The sequence below is a fragment of the Pedobacter sp. 01T416_2 genome, assembly GCF_056398925.1.
In genome coordinates, this window is record NZ_JBFTQI010000719.1 from 1 (window position 1) to 2992 (window position 2992).

2 protein-coding genes are annotated in these 2992 nt (G+C 40.1%); both read right to left on the reverse strand.

Annotated features, from left to right (window positions below; genetic code table 11):
* Window positions 1-1691: TonB-dependent receptor plug domain-containing protein (locus tag AC1DPQ_RS23010; protein WP_477610991.1), on the reverse strand; the 1691-nt coding region annotated here is incomplete at its 3' end.
* Window position 1692: 1 nt separating this feature from the next.
* Window positions 1693-2253, reverse strand: coding sequence for a TlpA family protein disulfide reductase (locus AC1DPQ_RS23015; RefSeq protein ID WP_477610992.1), 561 nt, complete (start codon window positions 2251-2253; stop codon window positions 1693-1695).
* Window positions 2254-2992 lie beyond the last annotated feature (739 nt).

A 2992-nucleotide genomic window follows, 5' to 3' on the forward strand; every position in this document is an offset into this window, starting at 1 on the left:
CTGGTACCTGTATTGAGTATTCCGCCCAAAGGAACAATGTACTTAACAACACCGGTGGAACGGTTCAGCTGACTGAAGGAATTAATGACATTCCGGGTAAAATAACTCTCCATATCAAAATGCTGGACATTTGTCCCATTTTGCTTTTGCCTCTGGTATCCTGCTTCTAAATCAAGATAGTCCGTAAAGCGGTATTTCAGCGCAGCTGACCCCAGTATTTCCTGCCTTGAAGTCGTAGCAATAGCATGCTTGTAGTCTTCTGTGGGATAATTGTTCCAATCAAGCAGCTTTCCGTTTCCCAAAGTATCAACGAAAGCTGGTCTGTAGATCTGTGCCCATTTTATTGGATTTCCAGATGCATCCCGTAAAAACTGATAAGGCTGCCTACCCGCGTAAGTAACAGATCCATAGGAAGGCCTACCTGATTTTGTGGATGCAAAAGTTAAGTTTAAAGACGTTGACAACGATAGTTTCGGTGTGATTACGATATCGTTGGAAAACCTTAAATTATATCTTTTTGAAACCGCATAATTCTGGTCGTAAGCGTTATCCAGCCCTCCGCTTATTGAGTAAGCATGCTTTGCTGTACCAGATCTTATATTCAGCCCATACTGCTGGGTAAGCGCATGCGTATAAAATTCATTCAACCAATCTTGTTTAAGATTCCCTGAGCGGAAAGCATCCAGTTTACTATTGACCTCTGCATCGGAAAGTTTACCATTGCGTCTTGCCAAAAAGAGCTCCACAGCAGGTGAAAGGGCAGCATAACCATTGTTTATCCTGTTATTGAAAAACCCGTTGTCAAAAAGGAATCTTTCTGCTTCAATATTTTCTGCAACAGCCATTTCTGAAAGGGAATTTAAATCAGGTAGCGATTTAATCGTCGCATTTGCATTAAACGATACATTTAGGGACTGGTTCAGTTTTGCTTTCTTCGAGGTGATCACTATTACCCCGTTTCCTGCTCGCGCCCCCCAAATTGACGAAGCTGAGGCATCCTTCAACACCGATACACTTTCGATATCGAATGGATTAATATTGTTAATATCCCCTTCATAAATAAATCCATCCAGCACAATCAAGGGATCAAGAGGCCCATTAATCGTACCCAGCCCGCGTATGGAAATCCCCGTTTTATTCTGTGGATTACTATTTGTTTTCCCGGTATTCAACAGTACCGCTGAAGTCTGCCCTAGAATACGGTCAAGAACATTTGTTCCAGTCCGCGCGCCCAGCATTCTTTCATCAATGACAGACACCGCTCCATTGATCTCATTTGGTTTTACACGCTGATAGCCTGTATTTACCTGCACTTCTTCCAGTACTTTAACTTCTGCAACCATACGGATTATCAAAGGATCCTTTAAATCTTCCATTTTCCTGAGAATCCGAACAATAGGAAACAATCCTACTTTTGAAAACTTTAATGTATCCGGAAGATATTTCACCACACGGGAAAAATTACCGACCGAATCGCTCGTACTCGTCCCCCCTGTTTTCGACCGGATGTAAACACCGTTTTCTGTTGCATCAGCAACGATAATCTTCCCTGAAATTTTAACCGGTACTGCAAGCTTTTCAAGTCTGTTCTCCTGTGCATATACATCTGAAGGAGTGAAAAGAAAGAAAAACAATAACCCTGGAAAAAATAACATTCTCCATCGGAGCCATAAATAGCATATCATTCTCATGTTATAATTCTTTTTTGGGAAGTGAGAGTTCAAGACCAGCAATAAACCTGTCCACATTTATGTCAGTAACCTCAATCCCACGAGTGATTGCTTTCACTCTCCTGTCAGCGCCAATCCATACATAGTGCGGAAACATTTTATGTGGAAACAGCATTTTTGTTAGCATATCATTGTATGCTACGGGCAGGGTTATCGGAGATCCGTCTTTTTCGCGGTCAARCAAAAACTTAGTTAACTTCTCTTCCGTATCTTTTACCGAATCCCCTATCAGAAGCACCTGAAGGTTTTTCCCATACTTCTGTTGAAGCTCCTGCATGTGCGGAAAACCCTTTATACATGCACTGCACCAAGTTGCCCAAAAGTCAAGGATGACCGCTTTTCCCTTTAGTGAAGAAAGTGAAATTGGCTGTTTATTACCATTTAGGATTTTTTCAAATACAATTTCAGGAACCTTATCCCCTATTGCCAATGGTTTTATATTTTGAGTAGGAAGACCTTGTCCATAACCTTTAAATAAAAGGCAAAGCGTAGCCATTGCGATAAAAATTATCGATTTTTTCATAATTGTTCAGTTAGTTGATTAATAGAAAAATAGATCCAAAAGCAATTTTAGATCAAATAGAAATGCCTACAGATGGTTTAAGAACCAATACCAATCCATAATGAAATTTAAGCGTTGCCACCTGTAGGCAGAAGCAACATCATTCAGGATTTTTGGGTTTCAGTGCATACATCCGATCGAAGGGGCATGAACATAGGATAGAAATTTGGGACGATAAAAAAATAAGGATACCCGGGCCATAGAAAGATAATCCACACCTAAAGTATTGGTCAGTCACTCGGAAAAATGGATTACTTTTTTTCATACCCGTATTGGTTATATACGAGTCTCTTGGAATGAAAAGCACTATAGCTGGGCTCTAAATACCGGGCTGCAGGTTTCTGACGACCTTGGAACGATATACAATAGAGCCCATAACGCTATAGAGTGTACGAAAGTACGCAAAATATCGTCATGGGCATTAATCTATTGTCTCTTCCAATAGCAATTGTCAGAATTTGCAGTCGAGACTCTTTAATTAACACCAAAAAATTTTGAGTTGATATTAAGGTATACCTACTCCAACGATAAAGATACAAAAAAAGATCCATTGTGGCAATATTGCCACGAACATATTTTTAGAATAGTTGGAATTTCATCCCAATGAGAGCGCGTGATGAAAAGTATTTTGAAATTATAGGAAAAAATGTTCGTCATTTCCGAATTTCAAGAGGGCTATCGCAACAAGCCCTTGCTGTTC